This window comes from Bradyrhizobium sp. C9 (genome assembly GCF_002532045.1).
Taxonomy (GTDB): domain Bacteria; phylum Pseudomonadota; class Alphaproteobacteria; order Rhizobiales; family Xanthobacteraceae; genus Bradyrhizobium.
Genome location: NZ_NWTG01000029.1, coordinates 64,981 through 81,578 on the forward strand (window position 1 = coordinate 64,981; position 16,598 = coordinate 81,578).

General features: G+C 62.8%; 25 protein-coding genes. 14 read left to right on the forward strand and 11 right to left on the reverse strand.

Annotated elements, in window-relative coordinates:
• Window positions 1–90: 90 nt before the first annotated feature.
• Window positions 91–939 carry an SMP-30/gluconolactonase/LRE family protein gene (locus tag CO675_RS34595; protein WP_097676362.1) on the forward strand — a complete coding sequence of 283 codons (849 nt, stop codon included), beginning with the start codon at window positions 91–93 and terminating at the stop codon, window positions 937–939.
• Here the strand turns inward: CO675_RS34595 and CO675_RS40260 are convergent.
• Entirely contained in the window at window positions 936–1,163 is a 228-nt protein-coding gene (locus CO675_RS40260; protein WP_143279191.1) for a hypothetical protein, read from the reverse strand. The genes CO675_RS34595 and CO675_RS40260 overlap by 4 nt on opposite strands.
• A gap of 62 nt (window positions 1,164–1,225) precedes the next feature.
• Here CO675_RS40260 and CO675_RS40760 point away from each other — a divergent pair, with 62 nt between their 5' ends.
• Window positions 1,226–1,363, forward strand: a complete 138-nt coding sequence (locus CO675_RS40760) for a hypothetical protein (RefSeq protein WP_158231348.1) — start codon at window positions 1,226–1,228, stop codon at window positions 1,361–1,363.
• Between the two features lie 59 nt (window positions 1,364–1,422).
• Here CO675_RS40760 and CO675_RS34600 read toward each other — a convergent pair whose 3' ends face one another.
• The 3 genes from CO675_RS34600 to CO675_RS34610 are packed head-to-tail and all read right to left on the reverse strand — an operon-like array spanning window position 1,423 to window position 4,351.
• Window positions 1,423–2,781: a TRAP transporter large permease gene (locus CO675_RS34600; protein WP_097676364.1), complete on the reverse strand. Its 1,359-nt coding sequence runs from the start codon at window positions 2,779–2,781 to the stop codon at window positions 1,423–1,425.
• Entirely contained in the window at window positions 2,778–3,290 is a 513-nt protein-coding gene (locus CO675_RS34605) for a TRAP transporter small permease (RefSeq protein ID WP_502693434.1), read from the reverse strand. Before CO675_RS34605 ends, CO675_RS34600 begins: the two co-directional genes overlap by 4 nt.
• Window positions 3,291–3,328: 38 nt before the next feature.
• Window positions 3,329–4,351 (reverse strand): TRAP transporter substrate-binding protein, encoded by a 1,023-nt coding sequence (locus CO675_RS34610; protein WP_097676365.1) that lies wholly within the window; start codon window positions 4,349–4,351, stop codon window positions 3,329–3,331.
• 348 nt (window positions 4,352–4,699) lie between these two features.
• Between CO675_RS34610 and CO675_RS34615 the strand changes: the two genes are divergently transcribed.
• Window positions 4,700–4,933, forward strand: coding sequence for a pentapeptide MXKDX repeat protein (locus tag CO675_RS34615; RefSeq protein ID WP_097676367.1), 234 nt, complete (start codon window positions 4,700–4,702; stop codon window positions 4,931–4,933).
• Between the two features lie 56 nt (window positions 4,934–4,989).
• On the opposite strand, the gene CO675_RS34620 is transcribed toward CO675_RS34615, so the two are convergent.
• Both CO675_RS34620 and CO675_RS34625 read right to left on the reverse strand, forming a co-directional pair.
• Window positions 4,990–5,346, reverse strand: a complete 357-nt coding sequence (locus tag CO675_RS34620; protein ID WP_097676369.1) for a DUF6481 family protein — start codon at window positions 5,344–5,346, stop codon at window positions 4,990–4,992.
• A 204-nt stretch (window positions 5,347–5,550) separates the two neighbouring features.
• Window positions 5,551–5,772 carry a hypothetical protein gene (locus CO675_RS34625; RefSeq protein WP_097676389.1) on the reverse strand — a complete coding sequence of 74 codons (222 nt, stop codon included), beginning with the start codon at window positions 5,770–5,772 and terminating at the stop codon, window positions 5,551–5,553.
• A 187-nt stretch (window positions 5,773–5,959) separates the two neighbouring features.
• Between CO675_RS34625 and CO675_RS41200 the strand changes: the two genes are divergently transcribed.
• Together CO675_RS41200 and CO675_RS40265 are read left to right on the forward strand one after the other, a co-directional pair.
• Window positions 5,960–6,136, forward strand: coding sequence for a hypothetical protein (locus CO675_RS41200; protein WP_171947595.1), 177 nt, complete (start codon window positions 5,960–5,962; stop codon window positions 6,134–6,136).
• Between the two features lie 139 nt (window positions 6,137–6,275).
• A complete protein-coding gene (locus CO675_RS40265; RefSeq protein ID WP_143279192.1) occupies window positions 6,276–6,581 on the forward strand; it encodes a hypothetical protein in 306 nt (101 codons plus the stop codon).
• A gap of 96 nt (window positions 6,582–6,677) precedes the next feature.
• On the opposite strand, the gene CO675_RS41205 is transcribed toward CO675_RS40265, so the two are convergent.
• Entirely contained in the window at window positions 6,678–6,854 is a 177-nt protein-coding gene (locus CO675_RS41205; RefSeq protein WP_198964853.1) for a hypothetical protein, read from the reverse strand.
• Window positions 6,855–7,063: 209 nt separating this feature from the next.
• Between CO675_RS41205 and CO675_RS34640 the strand changes: the two genes are divergently transcribed.
• From CO675_RS34640 to CO675_RS34650, 3 genes are all read left to right on the forward strand, one after another.
• Entirely contained in the window at window positions 7,064–7,279 is a 216-nt protein-coding gene (locus CO675_RS34640) for a hypothetical protein (protein WP_050402491.1), read from the forward strand.
• Window positions 7,280–7,453: 174 nt separating this feature from the next.
• Complete coding sequence (locus CO675_RS34645) at window positions 7,454–8,368, forward strand: 2-dehydro-3-deoxygalactonokinase (protein WP_097676390.1); 915 nt, start codon at window positions 7,454–7,456, stop codon at window positions 8,366–8,368.
• Window positions 8,369–8,379: 11 nt separating this feature from the next.
• Entirely contained in the window at window positions 8,380–9,015 is a 636-nt protein-coding gene (locus tag CO675_RS34650; RefSeq protein WP_097676372.1) for a 2-dehydro-3-deoxy-6-phosphogalactonate aldolase, read from the forward strand.
• A gap of 27 nt (window positions 9,016–9,042) precedes the next feature.
• Here CO675_RS34650 and CO675_RS34655 read toward each other — a convergent pair whose 3' ends face one another.
• The gene (locus CO675_RS34655) at window positions 9,043–9,348 is read right to left on the reverse strand and encodes a hypothetical protein (protein WP_198964854.1); all 306 of its coding nucleotides are present in this window, start codon (window positions 9,346–9,348) and stop codon (window positions 9,043–9,045) included.
• Window positions 9,349–9,596: 248 nt separating this feature from the next.
• On the opposite strand from CO675_RS34655, the gene CO675_RS34660 reads away from it, so the two are divergent.
• Both CO675_RS34660 and CO675_RS40765 read left to right on the forward strand, forming a co-directional pair.
• Window positions 9,597–10,007, forward strand: coding sequence for an SRPBCC family protein (locus CO675_RS34660; protein WP_097676374.1), 411 nt, complete (start codon window positions 9,597–9,599; stop codon window positions 10,005–10,007).
• Between the two features lie 19 nt (window positions 10,008–10,026).
• Window positions 10,027–10,203, forward strand: a complete 177-nt coding sequence (locus CO675_RS40765; RefSeq protein ID WP_158231349.1) for a hypothetical protein — start codon at window positions 10,027–10,029, stop codon at window positions 10,201–10,203.
• A gap of 280 nt (window positions 10,204–10,483) precedes the next feature.
• On the opposite strand, the gene CO675_RS41925 is transcribed toward CO675_RS40765, so the two are convergent.
• A complete protein-coding gene (locus tag CO675_RS41925; RefSeq protein WP_349644054.1) occupies window positions 10,484–10,957 on the reverse strand; it encodes a hypothetical protein in 474 nt (157 codons plus the stop codon).
• Between the two features lie 347 nt (window positions 10,958–11,304).
• On the reverse strand, window positions 11,305–11,703 hold the full coding sequence (locus CO675_RS34680) for a DUF992 domain-containing protein (protein ID WP_158231350.1): 399 nt from the start codon (window positions 11,701–11,703) through the stop codon (window positions 11,305–11,307).
• A gap of 1,032 nt (window positions 11,704–12,735) precedes the next feature.
• Between CO675_RS34680 and CO675_RS34685 the strand changes: the two genes are divergently transcribed.
• The 3 genes from CO675_RS34685 (at window position 12,736) to CO675_RS34695 (ending at window position 15,226) form a co-directional block, all read left to right on the forward strand.
• Window positions 12,736–12,990, forward strand: a complete 255-nt coding sequence (locus tag CO675_RS34685; RefSeq protein WP_097676378.1) for a hypothetical protein — start codon at window positions 12,736–12,738, stop codon at window positions 12,988–12,990.
• Window positions 12,971–14,278: an AAA family ATPase gene (locus tag CO675_RS34690; protein ID WP_097676379.1), complete on the forward strand. Its 1,308-nt coding sequence runs from the start codon at window positions 12,971–12,973 to the stop codon at window positions 14,276–14,278. The genes CO675_RS34685 and CO675_RS34690 overlap by 20 nt, the downstream gene beginning before the upstream one ends.
• 177 nt (window positions 14,279–14,455) lie before the next feature.
• Window positions 14,456–15,226: a hypothetical protein gene (locus CO675_RS34695; protein WP_097676380.1), complete on the forward strand. Its 771-nt coding sequence runs from the start codon at window positions 14,456–14,458 to the stop codon at window positions 15,224–15,226.
• Between the two features lie 58 nt (window positions 15,227–15,284).
• Here the strand turns inward: CO675_RS34695 and CO675_RS40270 are convergent, their stop codons facing one another.
• Window positions 15,285–15,521: a hypothetical protein gene (locus CO675_RS40270; protein WP_143279194.1), complete on the reverse strand. Its 237-nt coding sequence runs from the start codon at window positions 15,519–15,521 to the stop codon at window positions 15,285–15,287.
• Window positions 15,522–15,772: 251 nt separating this feature from the next.
• Here CO675_RS40270 and CO675_RS34700 point away from each other — a divergent pair, with 251 nt between their 5' ends.
• Complete coding sequence (locus tag CO675_RS34700) at window positions 15,773–16,264, forward strand: hypothetical protein (RefSeq protein WP_097676381.1); 492 nt, start codon at window positions 15,773–15,775, stop codon at window positions 16,262–16,264.
• Window positions 16,265–16,598: the final 334 nt, after the last annotated feature.

A 16,598-nucleotide genomic window follows, 5' to 3' on the forward strand; every position in this document is an offset into this window, starting at 1 on the left:
ATTTGACCGGTCCCGGCGCGGATATATCCTCGTCGAAACGTGCGGCAGGGGAGCTCTCATGTCAGATCTGTTCTTTCAGGCCGGTGCGTCGTGACGGCTCGGCTCAGAACCATCCTGGATGGGGGCCGCTATTTCGAGGGCCCGCGCTGGCATCGCGGGCGGCTCTGGTTCGTCGACTGCATGGCGCGGACGCTGCTCAGCATCAGTCCGTCGGGCGAGCGCCGGGAGCATGCTGCGGTGGCCGACGACACGCCGTGCGGTCTCGGCGTGCTGCCTGATGGCGACATCGTCGTGCTGACGATGTTCAGGAAGCGGCTGCTCCGGTTTTCCGGCGGAGCGCTGTCGCTGTATGCCGATCTCTCCGGGATCGCGACCGGCACGATCGACGACATGATCGTCGACGGGCAGGGGCGCGCCTATGTCGGCGATCTCGGCTTCAATCTGCCGCCGCCGGAAGGCCGCGGCGCCGTCGGCCGCGTTATCCTGGTGTTGCCCGACGGCAGCGCCCGCGTCGTCGCCGAGGGATTGCGCTTTCCGAACGGCATTGCCGTTTCCTCCGACCATCGCCGGCTCGTCGTCGCGGAAATGGATGGTGCCGGTCTCGCCGATTACGACATCGCGCCAGATGGCGGCCTCAGCCTTCGCGGGCGGTTCGGTCGCGTCAATGATCCCGACGGCATCTGCTTCGATGCCGACGGCGCAGTCTGGGTCGCGTCGTTCACCGAAGACGCGTTTGTCCGGATCGATCGCGAGGGTGTGGAGCGGGCGCGCATCGCGGTCCCCGGCCGCCGCGCGCTCGCCTGTGCACTCGGCGGCGCGGACCGCAGGACGCTGTTCTGCCTGAGCGCGGAGACGTCCTACGAGGAGCTGCGGAAGGGCAAATCGGTATCGCGGATCGACGTGGTCGAGGTCGAGACACCGGGCGACGGTTATCCCTAGCCGGGGCGAGGCTGCTTCTTCTTCTGCTTCTCTTTCTTCTTCAGGATCTCTGCCTGGCTCCTGAAGGCGCGGGCCAGGGAGCGCATCTGATCGGCGACGATCGCGTCGGCGGTCGCCGATGCGACCCGTTCCGCGGTCTGCGCCTGCTTGCGAATTGCCTTGGCCATTTTCATGAAGGAACCAATTGCGCCGCGTCGTCCTGGTTCCCGCGCCGGCGACGGCATCTTATGGTCTTGAATTTCGTTCTTGTTTCGTTCATGAGGGAGCCCTTCGGGAGAATGCCGTCATGGACGCCGAGCGAGACCGCGAAATCATCAGGCTATGGAATGAGCTCCGCCGGCTGCAGCGCGAGGGACGTCCGACGGCGTTGCTGGTCCGCCGGATCGAGCAGGCCCTGGCGGCACGGGAGCAGGAGGCCGCCTGAGGCTCGCGCTTGATCGCGCTTGCTTCAAGCGAACCAGTATCTGCTTCGTCCGAACGGGCCTAGCGCCCGCCGTCCGGCCCCATCACCAGATTGGGCAGCCAGGTCGAGATCTCCGGGAAGAAGCACAGCATCAGCACGGCGAACATCATCAACAGCACGAAGGGCAGCGTGCCCCAGATCACCTCACTCAGGGGGATGTCGGGCGCGACGTTGCGGATGACGAAGATGTTGAGGCCGACCGGCGGGTGGATCAGGCCCATCTCCATCACGATGGTCATGACGACGCCGAACCAGATGATGTCGAACTCGGCCGCGCGCAGCGGCGGCAGGATGATCGGCGCGGTCATCAGGATGATCGAGACCGGGGGCAGGAAGAAGCCGAGCACGATCACCATCACGAGGATCGCAAACAACAGCTCCCAGCGCGGCAGGTGCATCGCGACGATCGCTTCCGCCGCCGACTGCGAGATGTGCAGATAGCTCATCACATAGGAATAGAGCAGCGACATGCCGATGATCAGCATCAGCATGGTCGACTCGCGGATGGTCGATTTCAGGATCGGCGACAGGTCGCTCGGCTTCCACACGCTGTAGATCACGGCGATCAGCCCGAGCGCCAGCAGGCCGCCGAGGCCTGCGGTTTCGGACGGCGTCGCGTAGCCGCCATAGAGCGCGATCATCACGCCGGTCAGCAGCAATACGAACGGGGTCACGCGCGGCAGCGCGCTGAAGCGCTCGGCCATGGTGAACTCGTCGCGCTGCAGGATCGCCGCGTCCTTGCCGGTCGCGTCATAGGCGGCTTTGGCCATCGCGTATTCCTTGCGGAAACGGAACATGGCGTAGAGGCCGAACAACGACACCAGCAGCAATCCGGGACCGATGCCGGCGAGGAACAACCGCCCCAGCGATTTCTCGGCCGCGACCGCGAACAGGATCATCGTGATCGAGGGCGGCAGCAGGATGCCGAGCGTGCCGCCGGCGGCGATGATCCCCGCGGCAAAGCCGCCCGAATAGCCGCGCTTGCGCATCTCCGGAATGCCGGCCGAGCCGATCGCCGAGCAGGTCGCCGGCGAGGAGCCGGCCATCGCCGCGAACAGCGCGCAGGCGAACACGTTGGCGACGCCGAGGCCGCCGGGCACGCGGTGCAGCCAGGCATGCAGCGCCGAGTAGAGATCCTGGCCGGCGCGGGATTTGCCGATCGCCGCGCCCTTCAGGATGAACAGCGGGATCGACAGCAGCGTGATCGAGGCCATCTCCTCGTAGACGTTCTGCGTCACCGTATCGAGCGAGGCCGCGGGCATGTAGATCGCCATGAACACGACGGCGACCGCACCGAGCGCGAATGCGATCGGCATGCCGGAGAACATCGCAAGCAGGGTGGCAAGCCCGTAGGAGATGCCAATACCAAACACGGTCATCGGCGCGCGCCACCGGTCAGCGGAATGAGGATTTGCAGCAGGAGCTGCACGCAGAGCAGCGTCATGCCGAGCGCCATCAGCCCGTAGGGGATGGCGAGCGGCGGCGACCACATCGAGTTGGACACCTGGCCGTCGACATAGGCCTCGTGCGCCAGGGTCCAGGACTTCCAGGCGAAGAAGGTGCAGAACGCGAAGCTCGCGACATCGACCAGCCACAGCCTGATGCTGTTGGCGCGGGCCGAAAGCAGGCCGACGAACGCCTCGATGCTGACATGGCCGCGCTGGCTCTGCACATAGGCTGAGGTCATGAAGGTGGCGCCGACCAGCAGGAACACGGCGGCCTCGTCCTGCCAGTAATTCGGGCTGTGAAACAAAGCGCGGCCGAGCACGCTGTAGCTCAGGATCGCGCAGGCCGCGATCAAGGCGAGCGCGGCGAACACCACGATGATGTTGTTGCAGACGGACAGCGCGCGCCCGAGCAGCGCCACGGGTGTATTGCCCGTGGCCATGCTTGGGGTTTCGGCTTGATCCGCGACCGGACCATGCATCATGCGGCGACGTCGCTTGCGAGCTTCAGCAAGTTGGCCGACGTCGCCGTCTTGGCGCCGTAGTCCTTCCAGGCGGTGTCGCGTGCGATGTCGCGCCACTTGCCGACGATCGCGGCGTCGAGCGCGCTGACCTTGGCGCCGGCCTTTTCATAGACCTTGGTGACTTCGGCATCGTCGTCCTGCGCACCTTTGCGGCCGAACGCCTCGAGCTCGGCGCCGACGGCGAGGATAATGTCCTGCTGGTTCTTCGGCAGCTTGTCGAAGATCGCCTTCGACATCATCAGCGGCTCCAGCATGAACCAGTAGGAGGCGCCGGCGCCCGAGGTCAGCGACTTCGCGACTTCCTCGAGGCGGAACGAGATCAGGCTGGTGGATGAGGTGATGCCGGCATCGCAGGCGCCGGTCTGCATCGCGGCGTAGATCTCGTTTGAGGGCACCGACAGCACGGCGGCGCCGGCGGTCTGCAGCACCATGTCCATCTCGCGCGAGCCGCCGCGCACCTTGAGGCCCTTGGCGTCTTCGGGCGCCACGATCGCCTTGGAGCGGCTGGCGACGCCGCCGGCCTGCCAGACCCAGGAGATCAGCAGAATGCCCTTGTCTGCGAGGAAGTCGCTCAGCGCCTTGCCGACGGGCTCCTTCTTCCAGCGCAGGCCCTGGTCGTAGGTCGTGACCAGGCCCGGCATCAGGCCGATATTGGTTTCCGGCAACTCGCCGCCGGCATAGGGCATCGGATAGAGGCTGAGATCGAGTGCGCCCTTGCGCATCGCCGAGAACTGCGCGTTGGTCTTGATCAGCGAGGAGTTCGGATAGACCTCGGCGGTGAGGTCGCCGCCCGAGCGCTTGGCGACCTCGGCCGCGAACATCCGGCACAGCCGGTCGCGGAAGTCGCCCTTGTCGATGGTGCCGCCGGGAAACTGGTGCGAGATCTTCAGCGTGGTCGCGGCATGCGCGGTCCCGACACCCATCCGCAGGACGGCGGGCGCGGCGAGGGCGGAAGCGAGGACGTGGCGGCGTGTGAGCATGGTTGTTCCCCTGAAGAGCTTCTTGAGCGGCTGTTAGACCGGCGCGGAGCTTTAGCTTAGCCGGTCTTCGCGTGAAACTTCTCTAGTCTGATAGTTCGAGGCGCCCTGATAGTGTGGGCCGACGGGCGGTCGCAAGTCACGTCATTCAAGTCTTGCCGCTCAATTCCTGCCGTGCTGCGGCGCACACTGCGTTGCCGCCCGATCCTCGTGCGACGAGTGAGTGATGGGCGTACGCGCCGGCGTGCTTCAAGAATTTGTTATTGGAGGTAACAACCGGCCGCGCAAGTGCGTCGAGGAGAGAGCGGCAAGTCGTCGCGCTCACATTTGACCACACAAGGGATCATCATCATGACCACCAAGACCCGCCTCGGCCTTTCCGCCGCGCTGCTCACGTTCAGCCTGGCGCTGGCGCCCGCCGCCTTCGCTCAGGACAAGATGGGCAAGGACGACGCGATGAAGAAGGAAGGCACGATGTCCAAGGATGCCATGAAGAAGGACGATGGCATGATGAAGAAGGACGACGCCATGAAGAAGGACGGCGGCGCGATGATGAAGAAAGACGACGGCATGAAGAAGAACTGATCGCCGCCATCGCTCATCCTTCACAGGCCCGCCGTCGTGGCGGGCCTGATTGCGCCTCAGCGCTTCTTCTTGCCGCGCTCCTTGCGCGCCGCGTAGCGGGCGTCGCGCTTGGCCTTTTGCTCGGCCTCGAGCGCAGCCAGTCGCTCGGCTTCCTCTTCCTTCTCCCGCGCGATCCGGGCGGCCTCGGCTGCGGCCTCCTCTTCCTCGCGGCGCTTCCGCTCTGCCTTCTCGATTTCGCGCGCTTCCTTGGCCTTGGCGCGGCGTTCGGCGATCGCCGCGCGCTCCTCGGCCCGTGCCTTCACGGTCGGATCGTCGGCGCCCGGCTGGGTACGAAACTTGTTGAGGAGGTTTTGCCGCGCCTGCAGGGCCGCTTTCTGGCGGTCGGCAAAACCCGGTTCCTTGAAGCCACTCATAGAGGAAGCCTGCTGCTTTCTGTTCGTTGATGGATGGGGTTCGGTTCGGCGTTCAATAAGTGAATGGCAGCGAAAAGGCCAGTGGCGAACGTGAGGTCGTGGAGCAAAGGAGATATGAGCGGACAGCAAATGGCCGACGGCCGTGGTTGCGCCCGGCTTACGGTCGGCTTGGTGAGTGGTTGGTCACCGAACCTGCCGACGCGCCTAGCCGCGCTGAAACTGCTCGCGCCGGCCGTTGCCGAGCACCTTGGCGACCGTCTCGGCGGTCATCGCGCTCCGGTCCGAGGCACGCTGGGCTTCCAGCCTGTCGCGCGCCTTTTCGGAGATCAGGAGGCTGATCAGCCGCAGTCTGCTGGTCTCGTCGACAGCTTCCGAGAGCAGCTGCCTGTAACGCTGATAATCGTAATTCGCTTCGTGTTCGCTCACCGGCACGCCCCGCACACGCGCTCCACTTCAGCGAGCAGTTTTTCGCGAGTCGCGCGCCCCCGCAACGGAATTGCGGGGGCGATCGCTGCGGGCGTGCATTTCGTTGTGCGACTGTTGCAGAATTGATCGCACGCAACCGTGCAAAGGGTCATGATGCGGGTGATGACAACAGGGAACCGAAGCGGCCATGAGCGAATCCGAAGACGGAGGCAACCGCCGCGGGGCGCTGATCGGGCTGCTGGTCGCGGTGGTCATGCTCGCGGTCGGTCTCTGGCTTGCGCATGACCTGACGGCGGCGAGCAAGATGCAGGACTGCCTGATGTCGGGCCGGACCAACTGTAATGTGATCGAGCCGGCGCGCTGATCCTGCCTTGCGGCAGTGCAATATCGCTCCCACATCGAGCCCAAAGATTCGGGCTGAACTGTTTGGTCCCGGTTGTGATTCCGGTCACACGCGGACAGGCGGCTGCCTCGACTCCCAGAGATCGGCGGGAACCAAGGCCATGATATCCAAGCTGTGGTCCGGAACGGGCGCGGCACTGGCTGCCGCAGGCGCGGCAGGTGCCGTTTTGGTAGCGTATTTATCCCTGACGCTGGCGTCGCCAGAACCGGTGTCCAGCGTCGCGCTCGGGCCGGCGTGGCAATGCAGCCGGGTGGCTTTCGTGCTCACCACCTGCACGCGGGCGGGCGAGGATGAGCAAGAGGCCAAGGCTGAGCGCGAGGTCAAAGTTGAGCGTGAGGTCAAGACCGAGGGCGAGGTCAAGGCGATCCCGGTGCGCGCCAAGGACGATTGTCCGCCGGAACCCTAGGTTCCTTGTTTGTAAGGTATCGTCTTCACGCTGACGGCGGCTCGCTTCGCGCGAGAGAGTGCTCCGGCCAGGCTGAGGCCGCGGCCGCATTTCTGATTATTTCTTGGTGGCGCTACGGGGCTTGATGGAGAGGCCAAGGCGCATCGCCATCTTCTTGATTCGCTCCGGTGAACGGCCGGTCGCCTTCACGACCTCCTCCAGCGACTTGGAGGAGCGCGCCAATTCCATCAGTCGTCGGTCCTCCTTGAACGACCACCGCGGCTTTCGGGCCATCTTGTTGGTATCCTTGTGCATTGCTGGGCAACAAAGCCGCCAGGCGGGGACGCCTGACGGCCTTGCCGGTGTGGGCCCGGACCTTGGGGAAATGTCCGGTGGATAAGCAATACTGCTTCCGGGTAAGGTCGCAATTGAAACCGGAATTTAACCTAACCTATCAAGGTTACTTGCAGGGTTTACTTCGATAGAGCGTGGCAGGAGGCCTTATGCGCAAGGTCGCCATTTTGAGTGCCGCAGCATTTTTACTGTCCGGTTGTTGGTCCGACCCGGAGGTCACGGGATCGACCAACAGCTGCGCGGCCAATCTTTACAGCCAATACAATCCGAAGGTCATGGATCAGTGCGTCAACGCCTGCATCAAGTGTGACCACGGCAACGTCACGACCTGCACGACCTCCTGTACGCTGAAGGGCGCACGGTAATCGATCCACACATTCACCGACGCGAACGGGGCCAGGCGGTCGTATGCTCGCTCGCGTGGATCGCGTGGCGTCGCGATATTGGCGCGCCTTGCGCGACGTCGTGAACGCCGTTATCGCGTCTGTTCGGCGGCGCAGTCACCGAGCCGGAAACCAAGAAGCGTGGAACAGAGCGCGATGAGCGAGCCTTCCTATGTCGCGGTCGATTGGGGCACCAGCAGCTTCCGGCTCTGGCTGATGGGCGCCGGCGGCGAGCTGTTCGGCGAACGCCGCAGCGACGAGGGCATGACGGCGGCCGCCAGGACCGGCTTTGCGTCCGTGCTGCAATCGAATCTCGACGCACTCGGCGCGGCGGCCAGCCTGCCGGTCGTGATCTGCGGCATGGCCGGCGCGCGGCAGGGCTGGGTCGAGGCCGGCTATGTCGACACGCCGGCGCATCTCTCCGAGATCCTCAAAGGCGCCGTCGTGGTCAGAGGGCAGCCGCGCGATATTCGAATCCTGCCCGGGATTGCGCAGCGCGATGCTGCGGCCCCCGACGTGATGCGTGGCGAGGAAACCCAGTTGCTCGGCGCGCTCGGCCTGGATGCGCCGGGTGAGGCGCTCGTTTGCATGCCGGGAACCCATTCGAAATGGGTGCGCCTGCGCGGTGGAACAGTCGAGCGTTTTGCGACCTTCATGACAGGCGAGTTGTTCAGCGTGGTGGCGCGCGACACCATACTGTCGCACGCCGTTGCCGGCGCGGACGAGACCGTTGATGCCGATGCGTTTCGCTCGGCCGTAGCTGAGGCGTTCGCCGTGCCGGCGCTATCGGCCAATTTGCTGTTTCGGGTGCGATCCCGGCAGCTGCTGTTCGGCGGCAGCGCGCGGGCGGGGCGTGAGACGATCTCGGGCACGTTGATCGGTGCCGAGCTGGCGGCCGGCCTTGCGGAGCGAGAGCACGCAACGCCGGTGACGCTGATTGCATCGGGCCGCCTGCAACGGCTCTATCGGATCGCGCTCGAGAGCCTTTCGATTCCGCTCAACGTGATGGATGCGGAGGAGGCGGTTCGACGTGGCCTCGCCGGCGCCGCGGCGGCGATCTGGAACAATTGAGGGATCAACGCATGAGCATTCCGTTTCCTCCGATGAAGCGTCCGCTGGTCGCGATCCTGCGCGGCATCAAGCCGGACGAGGCCCTGGGCATCGTGAGCGCGCTGCTTGAGGCTGGCATGACCGCGATCGAAATTCCGCTGAACTCTCCTGAGCCGTTCCGTTCGATCGAGATCGCTGCAAAGCGGGCGCCTGCCGGTGTCCTGATCGGCGCCGGCACGGTGCTGACCTCGGGAGACGTCGATCGTCTCCATGACGTCGGCGGGCGCCTGATGGTGTCGCCGAACGTCGATGTCGATGTGCTGGCGCGCGCTCGTCACCACGCGATGATCACGATGCCCGGTGTGTTCTCGCCGACGGAAGCGCTGCTCGCCGCACGCGCGGGCGCCTCGAGCCTGAAATTCTTTCCTGCGAGCGTGCTCGGCGCGTCCGGCATTTCGGCGATCCGCGCCGTGCTGCCGCCGGACGTGATGCTCGCCGCCGTCGGTGGCGTCTCGGACCAGAATTTCGCCGAGTATGTGAAGGCGGGCATTCGCGCCTTCGGTCTCGGCAGCAGCCTCTACAAGCCGAGCATGACGGCCGCAGACATCGCGGTCCGCGCAAAGGTGACTATCGAGGCGTATGACAGGGCTGTGCAGGGCGCGAGCTAGGCACGGTCCGTAATCCTTGACGGCGGGCTAGTCGTCGCGCTTGCCGCCGTCGATCACCCGGAACAGCGGCGCCGCCTCGCGGGGATTTTCGAGCAGCTCGTCGACCATGGCGATCGCCGCCGCGACATATTTCCCGGTCGCGGCGTCCAGCGGCCGTTCGGCTTCGTCTGCCAGTGCGAGCTTGGCGCCTTCGAGCAGTTTGCGGGTGCGGACGGCGGACTCGTCGCCGGAAGTAAGGGCGGCGCGCGCGATCGATCGCAACACGAACAGCTCGCCCTCCAACCGCAGCAGGCGGTCGTTCAGCTTGCTCAGCACAGTATTCAGGTTCCGCATGTCGTCCTCTCCGGGCATTGGACCCGTCTTCCATACACGGTCATTCCTGACGAAATTCTTGTGCCGGCCGCAGACCATTTGGTTCGTGAGCGGCGTCCCTGGTCGCCTCATGGTCCGGGCGACTCCGGCAGGCGCCGTGATCCAGCGGATCGATTTGTGGATCACGGCGAACAGCCCTAGTAGAGTGGCGCTAGGGCCGGGCGCCATGCGCCCATCCGCTTCATCCAGGGAACGACGAAGGAACGCATATGAAGATTGCCGTCGAAACGATCGTTGCCGCGCCGATCGCAGATGTCTGGCGCGCCTACACCACGCCCGACGACATCAAGCAGTGGAATGCGGCGTCCGACGATTGGCACACCACGGCTGCGACCGTGGACCTGCGCGCCGGTGGTGCATTCTCGTCGCGGATGGAAGCCAAGGACGGCAGCATGGGGTTCGATTTCGCCGGCACCTACACCAAGGTCGAGGCGCCGCGCCTGCTCGAATATGCGTTCGGCGACCGCGCCGCGCAAGTTGCGTTCACGCCCGAGGCCGGCGGCGTCAAGCTGCAGGTCTCCTTCGACAGCGAGGACACTCATTCGGTCGAGCAGCAGCGGGGCGGCTGGCAGGCGATCCTGGACAATTTCAAGCGCTACGTCGAGGCAAAGCGCTCCTGACCCGGCCATCGGAGGCGACGTGATCGGTGCAGCAAGGGTCTGGCAGCTTGGCGCTGCCAGCGAGATCGAGGGACGGATCGAGCGCAGCGTGCGGGCCGCCACCGGACGCAAGCGGGTCGACAGGATGCTGGAAGAATTGAAAGCCAGCGGGGTCTATATGGCAATGGCGCACCGGCCGAGCAAAAGGGCGAGGTGATCGTTCTCTCTGCGCGATTGCGATGGTCGTCAGGAGCAAATGCGATGCGTTGTGTCTTGGCACTTGGCCTGTTGGTCATCCTGGGCGTGTCTGCGGACGCCGCAACACGGCGTCACTCCCACACACGCCAACCCACGACCGTTCGTTCGCCCGCGGCTACAGCACCGGCGGCACGCTTCGCCGTTCCCGGCTGGAGTGACGAGTCGACGCGGCAATGGCTCGACCGCGCGTCGGAAAATGCCGGCCGAGGCGGATAGTGCGGTAGCCCCCGGCGCCAAGCTCAATCGGCGCCGTCGTCCTCGGTTCCCCGTGCGTTCGATGCCGAGCGCCCGCTGTATTGCCGGGGAGCGGCCGCGGCCTTTCTCGTGCTCGCGTCTTCGCTTTCGCGCAGTTGCTTGCGTGCGCGCCGCGCGGTTCGCATCGCTTGCTTGATGTTTGGATCATGCGAATCCTCGTCGAAAAAGAGCACGATTTCGCAGCTCGGGCACTGACGCGAGTAACCGTTCTGCAGCCGCTTGGCGCGATCACGAAAGATGTTCTTGCAGCGTGTGCAACGGATCTGGACGGAGTCTTCCATATCGATCCCAAAATATCGACGAACAATGAGCGCGCCGGCAATCTCTTCGAGGAAGCAGTTCCGGATTAAGAAATCACGAAGCACGCCGCCCAAGGTCGCTGCGAGAATTGGAACCTGTAACGTGACGAACAGAATACGTCCGAAATCTCGAGCGCCGTTGGAACTTTGTTCACGCACGGAGAACTACGGAATCGTTACGTGCGCTGAATGATAAAGAACAAGATGCGATTTCAGGGCAGACCATGAACATCAAAAAAGAAAGACCTCAGCGCGTGGGCCACGCTGAGGCCAAGTTGACACTTTGGTCGTGAGGCACCGTCACCAGTGCCTCGGTGCTTAACCTACCTTCGTTTCTCTGCAGCCAAATAGCCCATATGGGCCATGATCGTTGGCACAGAACGTGCAGACTTGGAGCTGTCAGGATTTTGCATCACCTTCCTGGGGCTAGGAGCAGCGCCGTCCGCGTATATTTCAAGCGGGCGGCGTTGTGTATTTCGGCAACCGGCGAGCGGTGTCGATCAGGGTCAGTGATCCATCGACCGAATTTCCAGGCTCTCGATTTTGACCGGCGGACTCGAGAAAGCATCCTCGTTCAACGGATGCAGCGTGATCGGGGGATTCGTGCCGCCACTGAGGACATTGTCGCCCGCGCCACTTGCGTGGATGTAACTGCCGGCGAGTTGGTCGAGCCCGAGCCACGGCACTGGCGCCATCACCTTCCAGGTCAGTGCGACTTCCTGTTCGCCGATGAAAATGCCGAGGTTGGGAATGCCTGCGACGTAGTGACCGTCCGGTGCGCTATCGGCTTGTAGCACGCAATCGAGATTGGTCACCGCGCCCAGGATGAAACCGGTATCGGGCCCGCCGCGACACGTGAGCGTTCCGGCCTGCACCTGTTGTGCGCCGGCGGTTGCGATGGGCATGGCAAGAGCTGCCGCGCCACACACCGCAACGATGACCCAATGACACGTCGTACACATGGCGCCGTACAACGCGACGGGACGCGCAATCGATCCACGCTCTCGCGCGGCAGCCTGCGCTGGTGGTTAAGGGATCCTTAGAATTGGGGCGGCCAACGGAACGACGCCGCCGGGCTCGAAATGATTTGTCCCGGCGGCGGCTTGTTTCAAACTGGGCCCGCAATCCCAGTGATGTTCTGTCTGCAAGACTGGCGCCAAGGTTCGAGTGCCCCGTATTCATACGGGCGTCAGCGTCTCGCCACAGTCTGGGGTTGGCTGCTGACCCTCTTGTGCCCCGGCGGAGGTCCGATCGTGACCCAGATCACCGTGGCAATCACCACCGCCGTCAGGATGGCGCCGGCCAGCGGCTGATCATTGTCCATGCTCCGCGCCCGTTCAGATATGGTGCTCCAGCTTCCGCATCTCCTGCAGGCGGGCCAGACAGAAATCCCGGTACAATTCGTTGATGAAATCCCACATGGCCGAATCCCCTTTTGGTGCAATGACGGGACGCTACCCCGGGATTGTTTCCGGCCGGCTTCGCGGCGTCCGGAAAATGACTTCATCGAAGGGGAGTGGGGTGGCGATCCCGGCAGGATTGACAGAACTTAGATAAAACAATGGGTTATTGCCAAGGTTAGGCAATTCTTGTGCCATTGGGTCCCATAGTGATTTTTGGCGACTGCCTAACCTTTGGCGCCGCCAAGGCCCGAGAACCGATGCTTCATGCGTTGGCTAGAGCAGGGCGCATTTCCCCCGGTAGCCCGTGCTGAGCACTCCAGAGCCGTCTGGGTCATCGTGCAGTCACGAAATATTACAAAAGCGATTGGGATGGCCAAAATGCTGAAAATCAGCATGGTCAACGTTGTATAATGCAGATCGCGATGTTGAGTCACCGGATCGAGTGGCTAGGCGCAATTCGCGACTAAGGCACGATCGGCCCTTTAGCCGAGTGCACCGCCCGATAGGGCAACCCCAATTGGGGGAATCTCGCCTTTGAAGATCCTATCAATCCGCCAGTCGCCACCTGGCGGCAGCACGCTTGCGCGCTTCGACCTGGAGCTAAACGACCACCTTCGTCTCTACAATCTGGCGCTTCGCCAGCGCGGCGAGGGACGCTGTTGGACCGTGGCTCCGAACGCGTTTCACGAGCGTACCGCCGCGTTCGGCGAGCAGTTCAACCGTGCAATTTCCGATCTGGCCCTCGCGGCCCTCATGGAGCTTCCGGCCGATGCCAGCACCAACGCCTGAAGCCGCTGGCCGGGGTGGCGAGTCTTTCACTGCGACTCCGTTCAAATGGATCGATCCAGCGATGTTGCCGCCCATCGGCATGACAGCTGACGTTCCTGCGTTAGAGGAAATCGACCCGAAGATCATGGGCTGGATGCGACAGGCTATCGCTGCGCGCGAGATTGTCGAAGCGTCGTCCACGACCAAGCCGGCCAACGATAACAAGCAACCCGACGATATCAAAATCATCGATCCATCAGACTGGGAAGGACAACCAATCCCGGAGCGGCATTGGTACCTTGAGGGGCTGATCCCAAACGGGCAGGTGACTTTGCTCTCCGGTGACGGAGGTACCGGCAAGAGCCTGCTGGCATATCAAGTCGGCTTGGCTGGCGTACTCGGTATAGAAACCCTTGGGTTAGAGCCGGCAGAGGGCCGCGTCGTCTACTTTGCGGCCGAGGATGACGAGGGCGAACTAAAGCGGCGCGGCCAAGACATCTTGAGCGCAATGAGGCGTACCTTCGCTGACCTCAGGGGGGACATGCGTGTCATTCCCATGGCTGGCAAGGACGCCGAACTGGTGTCCGAAAAACGCCGAAGCCGCGAACTCGAGCTCACAGCCCTAGCCCAACAGATAACGGACCTGTTGGCGGAGTTCCGGCCGAAACTTCTGATCCTCGATACGGCAGCGGACGTGTTCGGCGGAGACGAGATCAACCGCAAGCAGGTCCGATTCTTCGTGTCGATGCTACGTCGCCTTGCGATGGAGTTCGACCTCGCTGTGCTTCTGCTATCGCACCCATCTGTGCAGGGCATGCAGTCAGGCACCGGCCTGTCAGGGTCGACTGCGTGGAATAACTCGGTGCGATCGAGGCTGTATTTCACCGCTGACAAGACCGATGAGGATCTCCGTCTGCTGAAGAACATGAAAGCGAATTACGGCAGGAAAGGCGCCGAGACAAAACTGCGCTGGCATGAGGGAGCTTTCATTTTGGACGACGGCAAGCCCTCGGCGCACGCGTCGCTATTGGCCAACCACGCCGACGAGGTATTCCTGAGGATGCTTTCCTCAATCAATGGAAGCGGCAGGCGAGTGTCGTCGTCCAGAAGCAGCACATACGCGCCGACAATAATGGCGACCATGCCGGAACGCGAGGGTACGAGTAAGAAGGCGCTGGAGGAGGCGATGGCAAGATTGTTTGCTGACAAGAAGATTGCAGTCGTCAAGGAGGGTCCGCCGTCAAAGCAGCGTGAGCGGTTGGTCGTGGTTGAGGACGAAGTCCGCCAGAAGCGGATGGCGCCCAGCTAAGCCTTCCAACGGTCCTTCCAACGCCCTTCCAACGGGTACCAACGGGGTGTTCGTTCCAACCCCCTTATACCCCCACCGTTGGGATGGAAGCCCAACCCGGTCGGTAGGCCGGTTGGAATTCCACCCAGAAGCAAGACAGGCCGCGCAGACGGCTCACCCATGACGTCACGAGGTTCCATGAAACACGCTAACGACAATCAGCCACGCAGCCCCGAAGAGCACCGCGCCATCCTGGCTCAGCAGCGCGCGGCCCAAGATGATACCCGAGAGGTTCGCTTCAGAAACCAGCACTGGCCGACCTTCGGCCGCCTGAAGCGGGCTGATGCTTGGCGCGAGATCCAGGCGTTGGAACGCTATGCTGAGGATGAGGGCGTCTCGTTGCCTGAAGGGACGATGCACGCCGCCAATGACAATGCCCCGGTGGATGACACGGGTCGGCTCGAGATCAGCCGCATAGATTCCCGACTGGGCGAAGAGGTCCCTGACGCGGGCGAGATCAAGGCTGCATGGGACGCCGATGAAGAGGACCGCCAGAAAGGGCGCCCAGAGAAGGCTAACCGCATTTTGTACGGCGAATACGGTAAGATCATCGCCGTCAAAGTGCGTGGCAAGTATCGCAGCCTCGAGGAGACTTTTTCAGAGCCGCGTGGTCCAGCCGAGAATAAGGCCAAGATCGCTGCGGATTCCGTGCCAGATGAGCTACCCGACGTTCAGGACGACGCGGCGAGACGCATGGACCACATCACTATGAAACGCCGGTTGGGCAGGGATGTTTGCCGCGTGCTGGAGTTAGCCGTGGGCACCCTTACCAGCGAGGAGATCGGCGAGGAGTTGGGCCTGTCGGCTAAGAGCGGCGAGCGCATGGCCGTAAAATTTGTTGATGGCGCGATCGTCAAGCTGATGGCTGAATACGCCAGGCGGGACGCTGCGGATCGGGAGGTAGCTTGACTAGGGTGTTTATACCTGCTCCTGAAAAAAAAGGCCGCCATAAAGGGCGGCCTCAGATTCATTTTGAGGGCTTATCCATGGTCGATTGATTAGGCTGCCCAACCCGTCGAGTATCCACTGCTCCCCCCTTTGGTGCAGCGTTTTGATTGCTCAGCAGTCTCTCATTTTGTTCGCGCGTGTATCTATCTGCGGCCGATTCTTTTTTGCCGCCCCCACCCGCGTCCTCTGCTGCAAAGGCTGAGAGCGGCGAGAGCATCGTCACCAATATAAAGGCGGCAACAAGCAATTTAATCATTGCAATTCCTCCTCTTGTTGAAACGGCCAGAGATTACACCTTCTGATAAATAAGGGCAGTGCAAATTTTTAGCTAGAGTAGGCTGGGCGCAGGGTTCGCTCGCGGCGGTCCCTAATCCGCCACTCATTCCGCCTTACCCCCCGTGGGGGGGGCGCAACATCAGTTGTGGCTGTCCCGACGTGACGACTTAGGCGCCGGTCTCGGCCGGTGTCCCTTTTTTGCCAACCATCTCAAAATTTCAGGAATACAAAATGCGCAAATCCGAGTGCGTGAACTTGCTTGCGCGTCACTTGGGCGTGCGAGCCACCAGGCTCACGAGCCTGACTCAGCGCCTGGCCGAGGCCGGTCAGCTACCTGTGTCATCCGGACCGCCGTATCCAGACCTTGAGCCGATTGAGATCGTCCGAATGCTGCTCGTTGGCATCTGTGACGAAGGCATTGGGGCTGCACCGAAGACGGTCGAGCGCTACTGCGGACTCCGTTGCGGCGCAATCGATTTAGAGACCGCGCTCGCTCACGCGCTCAGCCGGCCTGAGAGTGTGTTGGCTGCGCATGCCAGCTTGAGGATCAGTACGGGCGACCACCCGCAGGCGATTCTTATCACCGCCTCGCCGGATGGATTGCGGGAACAGGTGTTCGGCGAGCCGTCGTTCGGCAGCGTTGAGCGTGTCGTTACTGTATCGGGCAGTGCGCTCGCCGCCATCGCTGACGAGATCAGCCAACCGGACGCTGTTGCGGCCTAATTGGAGACTAAAGAATTTGCCAACCGGCAGAATTTCGCGAGTTAGCTACCAACACAATTTCGGAATCATTCAACCCGACGAAGGCGGCCAGGACGTTTTCGTCAACCTCGACCAGCTTGAAGACGTCTTTCCAGCCATCGGCCTTCGGCTCGCCTTCGATCTAGCTGGCCCGGCTGATCGGCCTTACGCGATCAACGTCCGACAGGCCGAAGACTAACCGCGCCTCGGCGCTCATTGGAGAACTACACACTTGGCTAAACAGAATAAACCAACCACCACGTTCGACAAGATCGGCGAGGTGAGCCCTCGTTACCGCGAATTGCTCCTTCGCCAG